The sequence below is a fragment of the Bacillus sp. 0102A genome (assembly GCF_036765155.1).
GTDB classification, from domain to species: domain Bacteria; phylum Bacillota; class Bacilli; order Bacillales; family Bacillaceae; genus Bacillus; species Bacillus subtilis_G.
On sequence record NZ_JBAIZW010000006.1, the window covers coordinates 1 to 19,006 of the forward strand.

Annotated in this window: 22 protein-coding genes; 7 read left to right on the forward strand and 15 right to left on the reverse strand. The window is 42.7% G+C overall.

The features are described from left to right. Positions 1 to 293: 293 nt before the first annotated feature. Entirely contained in the window at positions 294 to 1,178 is an 885-nt protein-coding gene (locus V6D41_RS14225; RefSeq protein ID WP_333518636.1) for a nucleotidyltransferase-like protein, read from the reverse strand. 207 nt (positions 1,179 to 1,385) lie between these two features. Between V6D41_RS14225 and V6D41_RS14230 the strand changes: the two genes are divergently transcribed. Continuing rightward, positions 1,386 to 1,739, forward strand: coding sequence for a YgzB family protein (locus V6D41_RS14230; RefSeq protein ID WP_148963677.1), 354 nt, complete (start codon positions 1,386 to 1,388; stop codon positions 1,737 to 1,739). Between the two features lie 34 nt (positions 1,740 to 1,773). Here the strand turns inward: V6D41_RS14230 and perR are convergent, their stop codons facing one another. Continuing rightward, entirely contained in the window at positions 1,774 to 2,211 is a 438-nt protein-coding gene (perR, locus tag V6D41_RS14235) for a peroxide-responsive transcriptional repressor PerR (protein ID WP_003223285.1), read from the reverse strand. Between the two features lie 114 nt (positions 2,212 to 2,325). Then, complete coding sequence (gene bcp / locus V6D41_RS14240) at positions 2,326 to 2,799, reverse strand: thioredoxin-dependent thiol peroxidase (RefSeq protein ID WP_003223280.1); 474 nt, start codon at positions 2,797 to 2,799, stop codon at positions 2,326 to 2,328. A 152-nt stretch (positions 2,800 to 2,951) separates the two neighbouring features. Between bcp and V6D41_RS14245 the strand changes: the two genes are divergently transcribed. Both V6D41_RS14245 and V6D41_RS14250 read left to right on the forward strand, forming a co-directional pair. Then, entirely contained in the window at positions 2,952 to 4,241 is a 1,290-nt protein-coding gene (locus V6D41_RS14245) for a glutamate-1-semialdehyde 2,1-aminomutase (RefSeq protein ID WP_333518637.1), read from the forward strand. 218 nt (positions 4,242 to 4,459) lie between these two features. Beyond that, complete coding sequence (locus tag V6D41_RS14250) at positions 4,460 to 5,521, forward strand: aromatic acid exporter family protein (RefSeq protein WP_333518638.1); 1,062 nt, start codon at positions 4,460 to 4,462, stop codon at positions 5,519 to 5,521. Positions 5,522 to 5,595: 74 nt separating this feature from the next. Here V6D41_RS14250 and V6D41_RS14255 read toward each other — a convergent pair whose 3' ends face one another. The 5 genes from V6D41_RS14255 to fabL form a co-directional block, all read right to left on the reverse strand. Then, complete coding sequence (locus V6D41_RS14255; protein ID WP_333518639.1) at positions 5,596 to 7,338, reverse strand: ABC transporter ATP-binding protein; 1,743 nt, start codon at positions 7,336 to 7,338, stop codon at positions 5,596 to 5,598. A gap of 87 nt (positions 7,339 to 7,425) precedes the next feature. After that, positions 7,426 to 7,956, reverse strand: a complete 531-nt coding sequence (gene ntdP / locus V6D41_RS14260; RefSeq protein WP_003223272.1) for a nucleoside tri-diphosphate phosphatase — start codon at positions 7,954 to 7,956, stop codon at positions 7,426 to 7,428. A gap of 144 nt (positions 7,957 to 8,100) precedes the next feature. Continuing rightward, positions 8,101 to 8,361 (reverse strand): YgaB family protein, encoded by a 261-nt coding sequence (locus V6D41_RS14265; protein ID WP_087992627.1) that lies wholly within the window; start codon positions 8,359 to 8,361, stop codon positions 8,101 to 8,103. 172 nt (positions 8,362 to 8,533) lie between these two features. Further along, positions 8,534 to 8,788: a gamma-type small acid-soluble spore protein gene (locus tag V6D41_RS14270; RefSeq protein WP_148963673.1), complete on the reverse strand. Its 255-nt coding sequence runs from the start codon at positions 8,786 to 8,788 to the stop codon at positions 8,534 to 8,536. 67 nt (positions 8,789 to 8,855) lie between these two features. Beyond that, entirely contained in the window at positions 8,856 to 9,608 is a 753-nt protein-coding gene (gene fabL, locus V6D41_RS14275) for an enoyl-[acyl-carrier-protein] reductase FabL (protein ID WP_333518640.1), read from the reverse strand. Between the two features lie 82 nt (positions 9,609 to 9,690). Between fabL and V6D41_RS14280 the strand changes: the two genes are divergently transcribed. Next, complete coding sequence (locus tag V6D41_RS14280) at positions 9,691 to 9,915, forward strand: hypothetical protein (RefSeq protein ID WP_148963672.1); 225 nt, start codon at positions 9,691 to 9,693, stop codon at positions 9,913 to 9,915. Positions 9,916 to 9,921: 6 nt separating this feature from the next. On the opposite strand, the gene mutY is transcribed toward V6D41_RS14280, so the two are convergent. Beyond that, a complete protein-coding gene (gene mutY, locus V6D41_RS14285) occupies positions 9,922 to 11,031 on the reverse strand; it encodes an A/G-specific adenine glycosylase (protein ID WP_333518641.1) in 1,110 nt (369 codons plus the stop codon). Positions 11,032 to 11,246: 215 nt separating this feature from the next. Here mutY and V6D41_RS14290 point away from each other — a divergent pair, with 215 nt between their 5' ends. Beyond that, positions 11,247 to 12,230, forward strand: a complete 984-nt coding sequence (locus tag V6D41_RS14290; RefSeq protein WP_087992622.1) for a metal-dependent hydrolase — start codon at positions 11,247 to 11,249, stop codon at positions 12,228 to 12,230. Here V6D41_RS14290 and V6D41_RS14295 read toward each other — a convergent pair. The 5 genes from V6D41_RS14295 to V6D41_RS14315 form a co-directional block, all read right to left on the reverse strand. Continuing rightward, positions 12,223 to 14,808 carry a YfhO family protein gene (locus tag V6D41_RS14295; protein ID WP_333518642.1) on the reverse strand — a complete coding sequence of 862 codons (2,586 nt, stop codon included), beginning with the start codon at positions 14,806 to 14,808 and terminating at the stop codon, positions 12,223 to 12,225. The two genes, V6D41_RS14290 and V6D41_RS14295, sit on opposite strands and share 8 nt — an antisense overlap. 62 nt (positions 14,809 to 14,870) lie before the next feature. After that, positions 14,871 to 15,860, reverse strand: coding sequence for a glycosyltransferase family 2 protein (locus V6D41_RS14300; protein ID WP_333518643.1), 990 nt, complete (start codon positions 15,858 to 15,860; stop codon positions 14,871 to 14,873). A gap of 237 nt (positions 15,861 to 16,097) precedes the next feature. Continuing rightward, positions 16,098 to 16,949 (reverse strand): alpha/beta fold hydrolase, encoded by an 852-nt coding sequence (locus V6D41_RS14305; RefSeq protein ID WP_333518644.1) that lies wholly within the window; start codon positions 16,947 to 16,949, stop codon positions 16,098 to 16,100. Then, positions 16,936 to 17,268 (reverse strand): SdpI family protein, encoded by a 333-nt coding sequence (locus V6D41_RS14310; protein WP_333518645.1) that lies wholly within the window; start codon positions 17,266 to 17,268, stop codon positions 16,936 to 16,938. Before V6D41_RS14310 ends, V6D41_RS14305 begins: the two co-directional genes overlap by 14 nt. Before the next feature lie 84 nt (positions 17,269 to 17,352). Then, the gene (locus V6D41_RS14315) at positions 17,353 to 17,871 is read right to left on the reverse strand and encodes an SH3 domain-containing protein (protein ID WP_333518646.1); all 519 of its coding nucleotides are present in this window, start codon (positions 17,869 to 17,871) and stop codon (positions 17,353 to 17,355) included. A 191-nt stretch (positions 17,872 to 18,062) separates the two neighbouring features. On the opposite strand from V6D41_RS14315, the gene V6D41_RS14320 reads away from it, so the two are divergent. After that, positions 18,063 to 18,275, forward strand: coding sequence for a helix-turn-helix transcriptional regulator (locus V6D41_RS14320; protein WP_087992617.1), 213 nt, complete (start codon positions 18,063 to 18,065; stop codon positions 18,273 to 18,275). Position 18,276: 1 nt separating this feature from the next. Continuing rightward, the gene (locus V6D41_RS14325; protein ID WP_333518647.1) at positions 18,277 to 18,660 is read left to right on the forward strand and encodes a hypothetical protein; all 384 of its coding nucleotides are present in this window, start codon (positions 18,277 to 18,279) and stop codon (positions 18,658 to 18,660) included. A gap of 31 nt (positions 18,661 to 18,691) precedes the next feature. Here V6D41_RS14325 and V6D41_RS14330 read toward each other — a convergent pair whose 3' ends face one another. Further along, a complete protein-coding gene (locus V6D41_RS14330) occupies positions 18,692 to 18,961 on the reverse strand; it encodes a YfhJ family protein (RefSeq protein ID WP_087992615.1) in 270 nt (89 codons plus the stop codon). Between the last annotated feature and the right edge of the window lie 45 nt (positions 18,962 to 19,006).

Consider the following 19,006-nt stretch of genomic DNA (forward strand, 5'->3'; position numbering starts at 1 on the left):
AATGGATCACAGGTTAAGTCCACCGCATCCTGCGGTGACACCTGCGTGACCTGCATTGTGCAGGCCCTAGTTTGACTGACTACGCACATCGCTGTGCGATTTTATAAAAAATGAATTAACAGGTACGTTTTGTCTTGTTTAGTTTTCAAAGATCATTTTCACTTCTTGTTGAAGCGACTTTACTAATATAACATTTTGACTTTCTTTTGTCAAATGTTTTTCAATTTATTTCTCCGCCGCTGTGAGCTCATTTTTCCAGAAGCACATCAGCGACGTTTAATAATATAACACGGTCAAGAATTAGAGTCAACATCTTTTTTGAAAGAATATCCTCGGTGATAGACAGCCTGTCCTTTCGTTTCTATCTGGCAGACGTTAATAAGTCCCTTGTCAGTCAGGTAATCAAGCATAACGCCAAGGTCTTGAGTAAAGTGCTTTAAGTCAGGATGCTGAAGAAGCTCCCCAAATTGCCAAATGTCTTTTTCTTTCATCACCTCAAAAAGATGTGCCGACCCGATATCTGATTTAGAATGGATAAGAAAATCATTTGCTAGAAATAATAATTCAAGTCTTTTTTCCAAGCTCTCGTGACTTTCAATCAGCTCAGAATATAATTTGTATACTTGAGGCTCCATCTGGCGCACTTGGCTCCATACCGTGGTTTCCGGATGGAATCCTCTGTCGATTACTTCTATACGCGCTAAATGATGCAGTGCATGAACAACCGCGTTGTAGGCATCTAAAAATTGATTGGCTTCAAAAAAAGCTTTTCCTTCAACATATCTTCTGATTAATTTGCCGTATTCAAGTCCGATCTTCAGTTTACGTTCGGCAAACGGAAATGTATTCAGTCTCTCAATCTGTTCGGCAATGTATTCATTGCGGTCAAACATGACTTTTCCATTTATAATCCAATCTATGATTCTTCTATTTGTCCCGAGCAAAATCCATTCTTGAATCTGAGAATCTGTTACCACATGCAAAGAAGCTGTTTTATGATCAAATTCATAATGCTTTATAAAAACAGGCTCGTAAGCCTCCTTTACAATCACCAGCAAAGCGGCATCAAAGTTATCTGTTAAGGAAGATGTTTTGTTTCTTCTCTCGATCATTATGACAGCCAATGTGTTGGGGTGACTTGCTCTTTCTTGGTAAATTGGACGGAGAAGATTATCCATCACTATTCCTCCAATGCAAATGTTCAATTTTTTTATTTTCTATTTGATTCAATTCTATGGTTAAAACGAAATTCCTTTATTCTAAACACATTGAACTATTATAAACAATTTCACAGGAAGTCTCCATATGTAAATTCCAGTTCAACCGAAAACATGAAGAAAATCCCATTGGGTTTGTGCTATAGTTAAAGTCAGAGGGGGATGGACATGGCGAAATACTCCAGCAAAATTAATAAAATCAGAACATTTGCGTTAAGTTTGGTTTTCGTTGGGTTTGTCATTATGTACATCGGGATCTTTTTCAAGGAGTCAGTTTTGCTTTCTAGTTTGTTTATGATACTAGGGCTTTTATCCATCGGGCTCAGCACGGTTGTTTACTTTTGGATCGGTATGCTTTCGACCAAAGCGGTCCGCGTCATATGTCCAGGCTGTGAAAAAGAGACAAAGGTTTTGGGGAGAGTAGATATGTGCATGCATTGCAGAGAGCCGCTGACTTTAGATAGGGGCTTAGAAGGAAAAGAATTTGATGAGTCTTATAATAAAAAGAAAATGTCCAAATAAAATAAGCTGACCGTTTCGTACGGTCAGCTTATTTTTAATGGTTTTCTTTTTTTGAACACTCTTGGCAGACGCCGTAAATTTCTAAACGGTGGTGACTTACTTTAAAGCCCGTGACATGTGCAGCAAGCTGCTCCACTTCGTCAAGGCCCGGGTAGTGGAAGTCCACAATTTTGCCGCAGTTTTCACAGATCGCGTGATAGTGATCGGATGTGACAAAATCGAATCTGCTGGAAGCATCACCGTATGTGAGCTCTTTTACCAAACCGGATTCCCGGAACACACGCAAATTGTTATATACCGTCGCTACGCTCATGTTAGGAAACTTCCCTTCCAGAGCTTTATATATATCGTCCGCTGTTGGATGAGCCATAGAGTTAACGAGATATTCCAGAATCGCATGACGTTGAGGAGTAATGCGAACTCCGGTTTCCTTCAACGTTTCTAAGGCTTCTTTTAGTTCATGTGCAGCCATCCGTCATGCACCTCTCTTCTAAAAAAAATTCTTACATTGTAATGTTTATAATTAGTGTAACTCTTTTTACGATAATTTGTCAATTGATATCAGGGTGAAAGTAACCAAATCAGTTTACTTTTCCGACATATCCTTGAGTGTCTGAAGCGCTTCGGCTACATGGTCTTTTACTTTTACCTTTCTCCATTCTTTAACGAGCCGGCCTTCCTTATCAATCAAAAAAGTAGAGCGCTCAATTCCCATATATTCTTTTCCAAAGTTTTTCTTCAGCTTCCAAACATCAAATGCTTCCGCCAGCTTATGTTCGTCATCAACAAGAAGCAGAAATGGAAGGTTATGCTTCTCTTTAAATTTTCCGTGTTTTTCCTGGCTGTCCGGGCTGACGCCGATAATAACAGCATCAAGTTCAGCGAAGCTTTCATGGCTGTCCCGAAAATCACATGCTTCAGTTGTGCATCCCGGTGTCATGTCTTTTGGATAAAAGTAAAGCACGATATACTTCCCTTTATAATCCGATAATGTTACTGTTTCCCCATGATCGCCCTTTAACTCAAGATCAGGCGCTTTTTGTCCGATTTCTATAGTCATTGCATTACCTCCGAATGTTTTTTATTAAGCGTATCCAATTCTTGTCCAGATTACAACCATCGTCCCCTCCATCTTAAGCCCGAATCCGTTGTTCTTATTGGGAAGCATGCTACAATAGAAAGGACGCATGGAGATATAGGAGGTTTTTATTTTTGCATACAAAATCAATTGAACTTCACAACGAGGCATTAATGCACATTGTCGGCGGAGTAAACAGCCCGTCTAGATCATATAAAGCGGTCGGCGGCGGTTCTCCCGTCGCAATGGAAAAAGCAAACGGCGCTTATTTTTGGGATGTGGACGGCAACAAATACATCGATTATTTAGCGGCGTACGGTCCGATCATTACCGGACATGCCCACCCGCATATTACAGAAGCAATTAAAAAAGCGGCAGAGAACGGTGTATTGTATGGAACACCGACGAAACATGAGGTTACATTTGCAAAGATGCTCAAAGAAGCCATTCCCGCTATGGACAAAGTAAGATTCGTTAATTCGGGAACAGAGGCTGTGATGACGACCATCCGCGTGGCTCGCGCATATACAGGCCGGACAAAAATCATTAAATTTGCAGGCTGTTATCACGGGCATTCGGATCTTGTTCTTGTCGCAGCCGGCTCTGGCCCGTCTACTCTCGGCACGCCAGACTCAGCCGGCGTACCGAAAAGCATCGCAAACGAAGTAATCACAGTTCCATTTAATGATATTGACAGCTATAAAGCAGCCCTTGATAAATGGGGCAGTGAAATCGCGGCGGTTCTCGTTGAGCCGATTGTCGGCAACTTTGGAATTGTTGAGCCGAAAGAGGGCTTCTTGGAAAAAGTAAATGAATTGACACACGATGCGGGCGCTCTCGTTATTTACGATGAAGTCATTACGGCTTTCCGCTTTATGTATGGCGGCGCGCAGGATCTCTTACAGGTGAAACCGGATTTAACCGCACTCGGAAAAATTATCGGCGGCGGACTTCCGATTGGCGCCTATGGGGGTAAAAAAGAAATTATGGAGCAGGTAGCTCCGCTCGGACCGGCTTATCAGGCTGGAACAATGGCCGGTAATCCCGCTTCCATCCTATCAGGCATCGCTTGTTTGGAAGTGCTCAAAGAGGAAGGCTTGTATGAAAAGCTCGATCATCTTGGCGCTATGCTGGAGGAAGGCATTTTACAGCACGCAGAAACACACGGCATCACGATTACTGTCAACCGGTTAAAGGGTGCACTCACGGTTTATTTCTCTGAGGAGAAAATCGAAAATTACGAGCAGGCTGAACGCAGTGACGGGGAAACATTCGCTACGTTTTTCAAGCTGATGCTGGAACGCGGAATTAATTTAGCACCATCTAAATATGAAGCCTGGTTTATTACAACAGCACACACAGAGCAGGATATTAAAGACACGCTTGCAGCTGTCGAGGATGCTTTTAAACATCTTAAAAACTAGGATCACACCCCTTGGACAGGAGCATAAAGCTCCTGTTTTTTCATTCATTCCCACAGCGTGTAAGATTTTGGTCTTTTTCTTGAAAAAATAGCTTGAATATTTGTATTGATCCCTGTATATTACTTAATTGTTTAGCAAATAAACTGACTGGGAATTTTAAGGATAGCCATTTGCTATGTCACATAATTTATTATAGAAAGGAATGCACGCACAAACCAATGAAACTTGGTGCCCGCATTTTCAAAACCGGGATTGCGATTACACTGGCTCTTTATTTGGCTTCGTGGATCGGGCTTCCCGCGCCGATTTTCGCTGGGATTGCAGCGATATTTGCGATTCAGCCGTCGATTTACCGCTCTTTTCTCATTATTATTGATCAGGTTCAGGCCAATATTATCGGAGCTGTTATCGCCACAGTGTTCGGCCTTATTTTTGGACCCAGCCCGATTATGATCGGGTTGACAGCAGTTATTGTTATTACAATTATGCTGAAACTTAAAATTGAGCATACAATTTCGATCGCACTTGTAACAGTTATTGCGATTTTAGAAACCGCCGGCGACGACTTTTTAATGTTCGCGCTGATCAGAACAAGCACAGTCATCTTGGGGGTGCTGTCTTCTTTTATCGTCAACCTTGTGTTTTTGCCTCCTAAGTACGAAACAAAGCTGATTCATAATACCGTTGAAAATACAGAAGAAATTATGAAATGGATCAGGCTGAGCATGCGGCAGTCAACAGAGCATTCGATTTTGAAAGAGGATATTGAAAAGCTGAAAGAAAAAATGATCAAGCTTGATCAGACTTATCTTCTATATAAAGAAGAAAGAAGTTACTTTAAGAAAACGACTTATGTGAAATCAAGAAAGCTTGTCCTGTTCAGACAGGCAATTATTACTGGAAACAGAGCGCTTGATACATTGAAGAAGCTGCATCGTCTGGAAAACGACATCTATCATATGCCGGAAGAGTTTCAGGAAACTCTGACTGAAGAGCTTGATTACCTGCTTTACTGGCATGAACGGATTTTGATGAGGTTTGTCGGCAAAATCAAGCCGCATGATGACGCAGATGAAGAAGGCATTCAATATAAGCAGCTTTTAACCAAGTCGTTTTTGAAAAATCAGCAGAATACTGATGATGAGCTAATTGATTACAATATGCTTAACATTATGGCAAGTGCCGTAGAGTATCGTGATCAGCTTGAACATTTAGAAACTCTTATCACAAGTTTTCAAACGTATCATCCGAAAGACTGCGAAATAGAGACAGAAGAGTAACCCGGTTAAACAGCCGGGTTTTTTTATACAAAAAAATCTTATACCCTTCGTTGAAAGGGTATAAGATAAATGTTTCAGCTTAAATTTTGAATGGTAAATAAGTGCTTGTACTGACTCTCATAGTCCATGAGTTCATGATGGGTTCCGGTTTCGGTGATTGTGCCGTTTTCCATGACCACAATTTTATCCGCATGTGTGATGGTCGATAAGCGATGGGCGACAACGAATGTTGTTCTGTCCTTTGCCAGTTTGTCCATCGCTTCTTGAATGTAATGCTCACTTTCCAGATCAAGAGCTGATGTCGCTTCATCTAAAATCAGGAGCGGCGGATTTTTCAGAAATACTCGCGCGATTGAGATCCGTTGCTTTTGTCCGCCTGACAGCTTAACGCCTCTTTCACCTACCCGGGTCTCATACCCTTCTGGGAAACTCATAATAAATTCATGGGCATTGGCAGCTTTAGCGGCTTCGATAATCTCTTCCAGCGTGGCATCAGGTTGGCCGATTGCGATGTTTTCCCGAATCGTTTCGCTGAATAAAAAGGTATCCTGAAGCACCATACCAACCTGGTTGCGAAGGCTTCTCGCTTCATAATCGCGAATATCTGTCCCGTCAATCAGCAGTCTGCCGCTTGTCACATCATAAAATCTCGGAATCAGGCTGACGAGTGTGGATTTGCCTCCTCCGCTCATGCCCACGAGAGCTACGGTTTCCCCTCTATTTACTTTTAAAGAGACGTCATGGAGAATGTTTTCTTTTTCCTTCTCATATTGAAACGAAACATGATGAAATTCCACTTCACCGCGAATTTGGTTGGCTTTAATGGCATTTGGTTTGTCGGTGAGCTCATAAGGCTCATCAATAAATTCAAACACCCTGTCCATTGATGCAATTGACTGCGTTAATGTTGTAGAGGAATTAATCAGCCTTCTAACTGGGTTGTACATTCTGTCAATATATCCGACAAACGCGACCATTGTTCCGACTGTCAGCGGTCCATTTATAACAAAATAGCCGGCGCACGCAATCACAATGAGCGGTGCCAAATCTGTAATGGTATTAACGACCGCAAAGGTTTTGGCATTCCAATTCGTGTGGCTGATGGCTTTATTTAAGAAATGGCTGTTTTTCTCATTAAAATTAGCTTGTTCATGATCTTCTATCGCAAAACTTCTGATGACCGGCATGCCTTGAATGCGCTCATGCAAATGCCCCTGCACTTGAGCTAGCGCCTGGGAGCGCTCCCTTGTCAGCTTTCTTAAACGGCCGTAAAAATACTTCACTGATATGCCGTATAATGGGAATAATACGATAGAGATCAGCGTTAATTTAATGTCCAGTGTCAGCATGATAGAGATTACAATCAAAATCGTCAGCATATCAAGCCATATATTCATCAGACCTGTGATGACAAAATCCTTAGTTTGTTCCACATCATTGATCACCCGGGAAATGACTTCCCCTGTTCTTGTATTCGCATAAAAACGAAGGCTCAGTTTCTGTATATGGTCAAACAGCTTGGCTCTTATATCGTAGAGCACCTTGCTGGCTGTCCACTGGGCAAAATATTGCCTATAGTATTCAACAGGCGGGCGCAAAATTAAAAATAAGGCGAACATAATCGCCATAATGGTGAACAATGACGTTGTTTTGTCACTGGCCGTGCCGCCCCCTTGAATAATGTCGTCAACTACGTACTTCAGAAGCAATGGGAGAGCAAGCGGAATGGAGAATTTTACAATCCCGATTAACACGGTAACGAAAATTTGCTTCTTATAAGGTTTGACGAACTGCATGTAGCGTTTCATAACCCCCACGTTGATTCCCCCTCTCTCTTTACCATGATGTGTGTGAGCCCATGTGAAAAACCTGTTGTACCCCGCAACAGGTTTTTTAAGTAACCATTATTTTGTATAGCGCAAATACCGTTCATACCACATATCGACAAACTCGGGAGCAAACGGTCCCTGACGCTGGTGAATCCAATGGAGCAGCGTGTTTAGGTAGTCTCTTAAAATACTGTCGATTTCTTTTGGATAATTCATGGCTTTCCGATGATCATCATATTCGTCTTCATCGAGAATATTGTAGGTCATGTCAGGAAAAACCTTAACATCTAAGTCATAATCAATATATTTAATTGCTTCGCCATCGTAGGCAAATGGAGAACTGATATTACAATAGTAATGAACTCCGTCTTCCCTCAGCATCCCGATGACATTAAACCATTGTCTTGCGTGAAAATAACAGATTGCGGGCTCTCTGGTTATCCATGTCCGGCCGTCTGATTCGGTAACCATCGTCCGGTCATTGGCTCCAATGACACACATTTCTGTACTTTTTAAGATTGTCGTCTCATTCCAAATTCTATGAATCAGCCCGTTATGCTTATAGCTGTGAATTTGAATGGTTTCTCCTTCCTTGGGATAGCCCATATTTCTCCCCTACTTTCTATAAAGCCCTACAGTTAGTATGTCCAAATTTTGCTTACCGACAACGTCTTTTACCTATTATAACGTTACAAATTGAAAAATGAAAATAAAAGAGCCATTCCGGCCGGGGAATGGCACATTCCTGCTCTACACAAAGGAAGACGGCTTTTCTGAGCTGCGATATGAACGAATCACCTGCTCTGTCTGTTTTTGAAACATATCCTTTATATCGGCAAGATGTTTCCGTTTTACCGCAATTTCATTCTGAATACCGCGCAGCCTTGCATCTCTTTCCAAATGCCGGAGTTCTGCTTCAATTTGTTTGCAGCGGTCGAGCTCTGATTGGAGCTCGAGAAGCTTGTCCATCGTTTTCATCTGTTCACTTACGAGCTTTTCAAATTCCGTCATCGGTTCCTCCTTCAGCCTGGTGAAAGTCTAAACGTTTCCTCCTTTCATTATTTCGATCTCAAGAAAGCAAACCCTTTGACTCTTTCTGTAGACCTTGCACAAGTTTTGTCGTTTTACAAACAGAAAAAAGCACTTTCACCCGAAGATGAAGTGCTTTTTTCTGTTTCAGTGATTAGCTGTTTTGTTGTTTGTTTTGTTCAGCAGATTGGTTTTGCTGTCTTACCTGCTGTACGTTTGTTTCGCTAGCGAATTCAGTGCCGAATTGGCCTTGTTGGCCAGCAGCTGATTGCTGGTTTTGTTTTCTGACTTGCTGAGCGTTTGTTTCGCTAGCAAATTCAGTGCCGAATTGGCCTTGACCAGCAGCTGATTGTTGGTTTTGTTTTTTGACTTGTTGTGCGTTTGTTTTGCTGAAATTTTGGTTTGCCATTGTTATCACCTCCACGGTCATTAGAATGTGCAGGTGACGGTATGGCTATTCCTCTTTTTTAAAAATTTTAAACGAGCAGCGAGCGTCCGCCATCGATAATAATGGTCTGTCCGCGAATCATGTCAGCCTTAGATGACACTAAAAATTCGACAGTATCAACCATGTCTTTAATCTCAACCATGCGTCCTGCCGGCGTGTTTTGACGCGCATCCTTGAGCAGGTCTTCTCTATTCGGGAAGTGTTTGAGCGCGTCTGTGTCAATCGCTCCGCCCGATACGGCATTGACGATAATTTGTTTTGGAGAAAGCTCAACCGCGAGATAACGGGTTAACGCTTCTAATGCCGCTTTAGATACCCCAACTGTCGTGTAGTTTTCCAGGTAGCGGATAGAACCTAGTGAACTGATGCTGACGATATGCCCGCCCCCGTTCTTTTCCATTAGCTTGGCCGCTTCCTGAGCGCAGAAAAGCAATGCCTTCGCATTAATGTTCATCGTCCAATCCCAGTGTGTTTCTTCTAATTCCATGACAGGTTTCAGGACGCCTGAAGCGGCATTATTAACAAAAACATCAAGTCTGCCGAACGTTTCTTCAATTTGCTGAAACATTTCTTTGATTTTTGCCTGCTGTCCTACGTTTGCTTTTACGACAAGCACTTTGACACCAAGCTTTTCGATTTCTTCCGCTGTTTCCAAAGCGGCTTTTTTACTGCGTGCATAGTTAATGACGATGTTATAACCGTTCTCAGCGAGCCTGATCGCTGCCGCTTTTCCGACACCTCGGCTGCTTCCTGTTACGAGTGCGCATTTATTTTGTTCCATTTTTTCCTCATCTCCTTGTAGCGTATAGTTCTTTTATTTCCACAAACAATAATGGCAAGAACGTAAAGGGGGATCTTCTGTTATGTATGTCGGACGTGATATGAGCGAATTAAACATGGTTTCCAAAAAAGATTGGAAGAACAGTGAACTCGCCTATTTTCATCATGCCTTTCAGCAAATTATGCCTTATTTAAACGAAGAAGGCCAATCAAAATACCGGGAATTAGCGCAAGAAATTGAAGCGCGAGGCGGGATGAAACGAAATGAAGCGGACTACACCCACGGCACGCGCGTCACTTACGATTAAGAACGTTTACGGAGCAGCCGTGTATTCGGCTGCTTCCACTGCCATCTTCCAGATTTTTTGATGTGACACCGGGAACGCAAATTGTTCAAGCTCTTCTTTCGTTACTTTTTTCAGCTTTGTGGAATCCGACACTTGTTTTACTTTACCGAAAAACACAGAAATATTCCATACCAGGTGGGTGAAAACGTGCTCGACTACACCTTGCAGATCACTGATGTCAGCTTGTATCCCACATTCGGTTTCTAAAAATGCAATGAGCTGTTCACGCTCGGTTTTGATTCCTTTTTGTGTTTCAAGATTAGGGAATTCCCACAGGTTGGCGAGCAAACCTTTTGACGGGCGTTTGTGTATATACACTTGTCCGTCTTCATCAGTCAGAACGATCGCGGCCATTGATTTGACCCCTGGCTTTTTCTTTTTGCTTTTTACGGGAAGTTCCCGTTCAGTGCCTTCTTCAAATGCTGAGCAATGCTGCTGAACCGGGCATAGCAGGCATGAAGGTGATTTCGGCGTACAGATCAAGGCTCCAAGCTCCATCAGGCCTTGATTAAATTCAGATGGTTTTTCTTTTGAAATAAATGCACGAACTGCATCTTCAAAGATCGTCCTTGTTTTTGGTTTGGCTATGTCATCCCAAATGGAAAGAATTCTGGACATGACACGCATCACATTTCCGTCAACCGCAGGGACGGGTTTATTGTAGGCGATGCTGAGCACAGCTCCCTTTGTATAAGGGCCGACGCCTTTTAAGCCGCCAAAATCTTTCTCGTCTGGAGGAACAATGCCCCCGTATTCCTGTTTCACTTCTTTTACCGCGCTTTGCAGATTTCGGACTCGCGAATAATAGCCGAGCCCCTCCCATGCTTTCAGCACTTTTTCTTCATCAGCATCAGCGAGCGCTTCCACTGTCGGGAATTGTTCCACAAACCGCAGAAAATAAGGAATCACTGTATCTACTCTTGTTTGCTGCAGCATCACTTCAGATACCCACACTTTATATGGATCTTGATCCTCTCTCCACGGCAGAATTCGCTGCTCTCGTTCGAACCATGAGATTAAATCATCGCGAAATTGCTGTATGTCTTTTTGTTTTAATTTGTCTTCAAGTACGTTCATATGTGTTTCTCCCCAGTCTTTCGCGCCCCGCTTTTCTTTAGACTGTTTTTTGTTGTACACTAAGGGCACAGTACGATAATATGTTACATTAAATAGAAGTAAAGAAAAAGCGGAAACATATGAGAACGATTAAATCGGTTGAAAAATTGGGTATATGAAAATGGGGAATATCTTATAAAGTCAATGTGCAGGACAATCCTGCAAGGAGGTCACCTATGGATACGGGCACACATGTCGTCATGGGCATCGCACTTGGCGGTATTGCGACGCTTGACCCTGTTGTCGGATCAGATCCGGCAATGGCTCACGCTGTTATGATCGCAACGCTTGCGGGCTCTCAGGCTCCGGATATTGATACTGTGTTAAAGCTTAAAAATAATGCTGTTTATATAAGAAATCACAGAGGATTTACCCATTCAATTCCCGCTGTTTTGTTTTGGTCTGTGATCATCCCGGTCATTCTGTATTTATTTTATCCGCAGGGCGATTTTCTGCATCTGTGGCTGTGGACGCTGCTGGCAGTCGTTCTGCATGTTTTTGTTGATATTTTTAACGCATACGGAACACAAGCCATACGTCCGTTTTCGAAAAAGTGGGTTGCGCTCGGGCTGATTAATACGTTCGATCCGTTTATTTTTATCAGCCATCTGGCGGCTATTGCGATATGGTACGCGGGCGGCAGTCCCGGCATCACGTTTCTCAGCTTATATATCATATTGGCAGGTTATTATATGGTGCGCCTGATCATGCAGCTGAGAATTAAACGGAAGCTTCATGAGATGATTCATGATGAAATCGAAAGCATCATTATTTCTCCGACGATGAAATTCAGGCAATGGCGGATCGCAGTTACGACAGCCCATGCTTTCTATGTGGGAAGAAGCATGGAAGGGCATGTCGTGATTCTGGATACGTTTAATCGGGTGCCTGTTCCTGAAACCGAAGTGATGCATGCGGCAAAGCAGGATGATAACATTGCGGCGTTCCTGTCATTTTCTCCTGTTTACCGATGGGAAGTGGATACGTTTAAAGATCATTATGAGGTGAGATTTATTGACCTGCGTTACCGAAGCAAAGGCCATTATCCTTTTGTGGCAATCGTGCATATCGGCCATGATCTCAAGATTCGCTCATCCTATACGGGATGGATATTCAGCGAAGAAAAGCTCCAGAAAAAATTAAAGCTCGGCTCTATTTAGAGCCGGGCTTTTTTCGTCTTATATATAAAACAGCAAGCAGCAGACTGACGAGAGATATGAGCGCCGATCGTTTAAAGTATGGCGGATAGTAGGCCAGCTCAATGTGATTGTCTCCCTTTTGCGCCTTAAAGCCTATGAAAGCATAGTCCGCTTTTTCGATCGTCTGTGATTTCCCGTTAATCTTCAGCTCCCAACCTTTTTCATAAGGGATGGGAAGCATGATGTACTTGTCTTTTGACAGATGATAGGCAAACATCAGTTTGTTTTTATCCCATTTCAGATTGTCTGCTTCTTCTGTTTTATTTTTCCGCACAGCGCTTTTCAGTATTTGATAATTTTCTTCGTAGAGCGCTATGTTTCTCAGTTCATATGATCCTTTCGGAAGCTGGATCGAGATATGGCCTGATTTAGGCACTCTGACCGTGATCTCATTTAGTCCGGTTTTATAAATCGATTGGTTCGATTTCCTTGTTGTGGCATAATCATTGACTCTTAACGTAAATCCTTTGTCTTTTGCTTTGCTTTTCAAATAAAAGCTGACATAGTAGTCTCCCGGAGAGGATGACGCCTCTTGCGGGGTAATGATCAGTTCTCCTCCGTTTTCTCCAGTCACAGTGAGCAGTCCGTTTTGATACTGGGCATGCTTTGCGGTGATGTCCGACTTGTGAATCAGATTGGCCAGTTTTGGTGCCTGCTCCGTTTTCCCCGTTGGATCTGCTACTACAATTCCTTGCAGCATTGCCTGTTCTTTCACAAGAGCGGGCAATTTGTCCAGCTCGGTTTCGCTGTATATGGCATCGGCTGTTTTGACAAAAGGAAGCATGTATTGATTTTCATAAACCGCATAATGCTCTGATTCCAAGTGCTTTTTGAAGCCGTACGGGACATTGGCTTCGTTTGTTTTTTCCGTCATGTAATATTTTCCGTAAAGCAGGCTGTATAAATTCGCCCTGTCTCCCAATGACGCATAACGGCTAACGCTTTCCCTCCCCATATCGATGCTCAAATCATTCCAATAAAAGGTCAGCAGATGTTTGTTTAAAATGCTGGAATAAGCGCTGAAGCCATTAAACCCGTAAATGATTGGCGTGTTATTGCGGACCCCATTCATCCAGTCTATTCTCATGAGCGGATCATCGTCTTCCTTCTGTAAACGCTTGATGAGCTCAGAAGATTCTTCCCCTCTGTACTCCTCACCCGTGAGATATGCTCTTGTCACTCTGTCCAGACCGCCGCCTTCTGAGAGTGCGTATTTTTGATAGGTGTTGGCGACGAGCAGCGAAGAAAGAATGACCACACCGTACACACCTACTGTTGCCCATTTTTTCGCAATGGCTGAAGTAAACAAGGCAGCGATTGTCAGGAATAAAAGTAATAGAATCCATTCATTCGCAGGCTTCCATATATCAAGCTTATACCTTTGGATATGATATAAGTACAGAAGCAGGACAACGGACGCAGCCGGGAGCAGTTCTTTCCATTTCAGTTCTGACAGCTGTGAAAATCCCCCCGCAACCGCTCCCGCAATGGTAAAGGCCAGAACATATTCAAACCGGTTTTGCGGGGCGGAAAAGCCGTTAAATGCACTTGCCGCATAAGGACTAAAATGAAAAAGAATAAACAGCAGGCTCAATCCGGCAAAGAGACGAAACACGCGTTTTTTGTAAAAAGAAACAATAAATAAAAACAGCAGAAAGGCGGCCGGCAAAATGATGATCCGGCTTGTAAATAAGATATTATCATCGAAATTAAGCCACTCTATGTTCTGGCTGTACGGAGGGCGCAGGTTGTTTAAATAACCGTATACCACCGGCATAAACGCCGCCGCACTAATACCAAAAGAAATCAGGCCTGAAACGACAAACATTCTGCTTTGAATCCATCTTTTCTCTTCATGCTTCTCCAGCCGGATCAACCACCTGAACAGCACGTAGATCCCGATGAATATGAGGTTTATGTATGCAAAGTAAAAATTGTTGATTAACGTCAGCGAAGACGCAATGATAAACCATGCCGGTCGCCGCTCTCTAATGATTTTTTCTGCTCCGAGAACAAGAAGCGGAAGCCAGATCATTGTATCGGTAAAAAATTCCCAATACGCTTCGTGTCGGAAATAAATGATTGAGGTACCATATAATACGGCCCCCGTAAACGACGCCGCTCTGTGTTTGAGAAGATAGTGAAAAACAGAAGCGGCCGTAAAGATGATCAGGCTCAGTTTAAAAATACTGATAAAAACAGCTGATTCCGCCCAAAAAAGCGTATCCGCTTCTCCGATCAGCTGGACGGCTTGAAGCAGCCAAACGACGGCGGACGCCGCAAGAAAAAGAAAGGAAGCAGAAAAATAATAGCCAAGCTGACTGAACGTGCCGCCGCCGAGCCCGAATGAATAATTATAAAAAAAATTCCCATGTGTATATTGTTCAAATAATATTTTTTTAAATACGATCATTTGCGCAAGCCCGTCACCAGGACCTGTCATATATCTGCCGTCCGTCCATTCTTTCACAAAAAAAGCGTGTGCCAGAACGGAAACCAGCAGACTGGCCGCATAGATCATGACATATTTTCTTTTCATATGAATTCTCCAGTCTTGCTTTTGAGATGGTAAACAGGCAAAAAAAGCACCGCTCGGTGATTTCAGTGCATTTTTGTCAGGCGCCGCATGCTTTTCAGTTCGTTCGTTTCAGGCATGTCTTTGTTCGGGATATTCGCTTCTTTAATCAAATAATGCGGGCGTTTTTTTGTTTCATAATAGATTCGCCCGATATATTCGCCTATGATTCCGAGGCTTAACAGCTGTACTCCGCCGAGAAATAACACTGCTGAGATAATCGTGAAATATCCGGGCACAGAAATGCCATTCGTCAAAATTTTAAAAAATGTGGCAATGATATAAATGATGGAAAGCAGTAAGATGAAAATGCCGGTATAAAAGCATATTCTCAACGGCTTATGATTAAATGAGACGACGCCGTCCATTCCGTAGTTAAACAGACTGCTGAACGACCATTTTGATGTGCCGTTTTTTCTTTCAACATTTTCATAAAACACGATTTTCTGATCGAAGCCGATCCAGCAAAACAGACCTTTTGAAAAGCGGTTGCCCTCGCTCAGCTTCAAAAGAGCGTCCACAGCTTGGCGGCTTAACAGCCGAAAGTCTCCGACACCGTCACGCAAATCAACCTCCACCGCTTTATTGATGAATTTGTAATACAGAGATGACAGGAATGAGCGGACAGGGCTGTCGCCTTTTCTGTTCCTTTGGGCAATAACTTGATCATAGCCTTCTTCGTAGCCTTTGATAAACTCCTTCAACAAATAGGTCGGATGCTGCAGGTCTGCGTCCATGACAATTACCGCTTCGCCTTGAACATGCTCAAAGCCCGCCAGAATCGCAGCTTCTTTTCCAAAGTTCCGTGAAAAAGATATGTATTTAACACGGCTGGATACGGCTGCTAAATCTTTGATCTGCTGAAGCGTGTCATCGACACTTCCGTCGTTTATGAAGAAAATTTCATAGTCATAATGAATGCTCTTGAATTCCTTTTTCAAGGATTCATGAATGAGTTTGACATTATACCCTTCATTGTAAGACGGGATAATAATCGAGATTAAACCTTGTTTCATTAAGGCACCTTCTTTTTATATTCTTTTTAAGCACTGCCTTAGGGGAGTTTTACACAAATCTTCAGTAAGGCTATTCCTTTTTTAAAAGTCGTTTAAACCTGTTTTTTGTTACATTTTATGGTGACATTCATGATTTTTAATGTTATTTTGTCATGTTTAAAACAGACTATGAAAAAAACGCACAGAAAAAGTCTGCCATTACGACAGACGATTGGGAGACATTCTGGCTTATATTTTTTAAAGATATTCGAGAATAAGCTGATTGACGATGGCTGGTTTTTCGTGGTTAATCCAATGGGAAGCTTCATCAACAAAAATGAGATGCCCATTCTGGCAATACCTTGCCGTTTCTTTCGCAAGCTTTCTGCTTAAAAAGCGGTCTTCCATTCCCCAGATCATCCGGTAAGGTGCTGTTTCGCAAGTTGCTTTCTCTGATAGGCTTCCTTTTCTGAGGGCTCTGTACCAGTTCAGCATAGCCGTCAGCGCGCCAGGCTGTTTCCACGCTTCTTTGTACCTGCTGACATCCTCGGACGAAAAAAGCTCAGGACGTGTCGATAATCCAATCGCTTGATCTAATGTTTCATAATCATTTTCCTTTAGTGATGCCTCCGGTATGTCAGGCAGCTGGAAGAAGGCGATGTATGAGCTTTTCAGCCACTGTGGAGGATAAACCGGCGTTATACTTTTCATGATATGTGGGTGCGGGATGTTAATGGCGATCAGCTTTTCAAGATATTCGGCGCGTGTTGAAGCCAGATGCCATGCGACAGCACCTCCCCAGTCATGCCCGATAACAATTGCTTTTTCATCTGTGAATTGGGTAATAAGCCCGATGATATCATCTCTTAATGTATCAATCCGATATGATTCAATTCCCTCCGGTTTATCACTGAGATTGTAGCCTCGCTGATCAGGAGCAATGACTCGGTAACCCGCATCGGCGAGCGGCTTGATTTGGTTTTTCCAGCCGTACCAAAACTCAGGAAATCCATGGAGCAGGACAATTAACGGGCCGTCCTCCGGCCCTGCGGCTGCAACGTGGAGCGTGATTCCATTTGTTTTGACAAACTGGCATTTAACTCCGTCCACTTCTATCTCCTCCTTGACTGTGCGTCATGTTTTTCAGCCTTTTCTCCGTTAGCATCATTGTGATGACACAGGCCGTTACCAGAAGGCTAAGCTGAAGAATGATCAAGTTTGACTTCAGCAGCACACCCATTCCCACAATCAACAAGCCTGACAGGATCATCAATGATGCACTGTAACGGTTCGCTTCATTCCATAATTTTTCATCTGACATTGAGCGTCTCGTTCTATATCCGTACACACTGTTGATGGACTTGGGAGGAAACAGCTTGGTCAGAACACCTGCTATGACCATAAGGCCTCCGCCTACTAAACCAACCATATCATCATCTCCTTTCTCATTGTTACGTACAGAAAGAAGAAATGTTTCATACTCAGCAAAAAGACAAGCCTCGGCCTGCCTTTTTTATCCTAGTTGTAAGTCCTTTGTCTGAACATAGCCCATGACTCCGCCGTAATCAACAAATGCCCAGGTGAAGTCAAATCCGCCGTTTTCACTGAATCCCCATCCGAGTAATGTTACCTCTGTTCCAGATGAGAGCTGTTTGGCTTTTCCGTTTTCGGGTGTCGGTGCATAGAAGGCTGTCTGTTTTGCCGTTTTCGCTTGGCTTGCGGTTTTCATTAAGAAGTGTGTTGAAATATATGCTTTTTTTCCTTTGAAGTGAATTTGAGCCCAATCGGCATTTGCGAAACCATTGACTGTAACTTTTTGTTCTGATGATAAAGTGCCAAGAATTTTGCCTTTTTGATTCGGCTCAGTCCGGACATTCAGCTTTCCTGCTTTTATGATGTAAGAATCGGATGATGGCATGCTTACAGATATGTTGTGAAGGGGCGCAGCTTTTGCTGCGGGCACGGAGTGAAGTGCTGTAAAACCCAGTCCTGCTGCAGCTGTTAAAGCGAGCATTACTTGTTTCTTTTTCATACAAAGCTCCTCCTCGCAATTTGACCAAGATATAGGTGGTATTCCCTGATTGACATGCGGGTGAAACACATATTGTTTATTTTTTTATCCTGTTAAGGTAATTTTAAGAAATGTAAGGTGTACATTACGTACTAATTCCTGTATCGTTATTTTTGTAAAGTAGACGTTACATATAGAGAGGATCTATCAAGATGAAGCACGGGGTGCGCAATTGCGTAAAAGAATACAGAAAAGACAAAGGGTGGACACAGGACCAGCTTGCAGAACAAATCCAAGTCACAAGACAGACAATTATCGCGATTGAAAAACAAAGATATGAACCTTCAATTGGTACTGCAATTAAATTATCTACCGTGCTGAACTGCTCATTAGATCAATTATTCTGGATAGAAGGAGAAAGGTAATATGAACATGACGTATCGTACCGGATTATTTTTTCAAGCACTGCTTCCTATTTTATTATATGTCCTTTATTGGTATGCACCTTCAAGGTTGACACTTATATTAGCAGTTATTGGAACTTCTAGGTTTCTCTATTCTGCCCTGCGTATCCATAAAAATAAACTATGGAGAAAAGTACATTTGCAAAATGACCAGCGAACTCGATCAAATTCTCATTTTGCCGGTTACATATCTCATTGGGTAATGATTGTCGTTTTACTTCTAGGGGTTGTTTTGATTCATCAGTCTATGCTTCCTCTATCATATCTGCAGCTGATTACTTATACTGCTCTTCTTGGTTTTTTAATTAGAATGGTGGTCAAAGATGTACTGAATACAAATGTATAAAAAAACCTGCCGGATGATAACGGCAGGTTTTTTAATGCAAAAGGCCTCTGCTTTGGTTTAAGTAATCATTCACGTTGTCACGGGAGCTTTGGAAAAGGTGGAGCTGGCCGCCATAGTTTTCGATCCATTGTATGACGATTTTTTCGGTCATTTTTTCACCCTGATAGGCGTGTCCGGCTTTTGCATAGGTTGCTTCGAAGTCGCTCCATAACAACTCCACCCATGTTTTTGCCTGTATATAGCTGATCATCTCGTTCTTTTCCAGAAGCAGATTTGTCAGTTTCTCAATGTACGTATTCATGTGCAGTCTCCTTTCTTCAGGAAAAAAATGACGCTTTAAAACGTG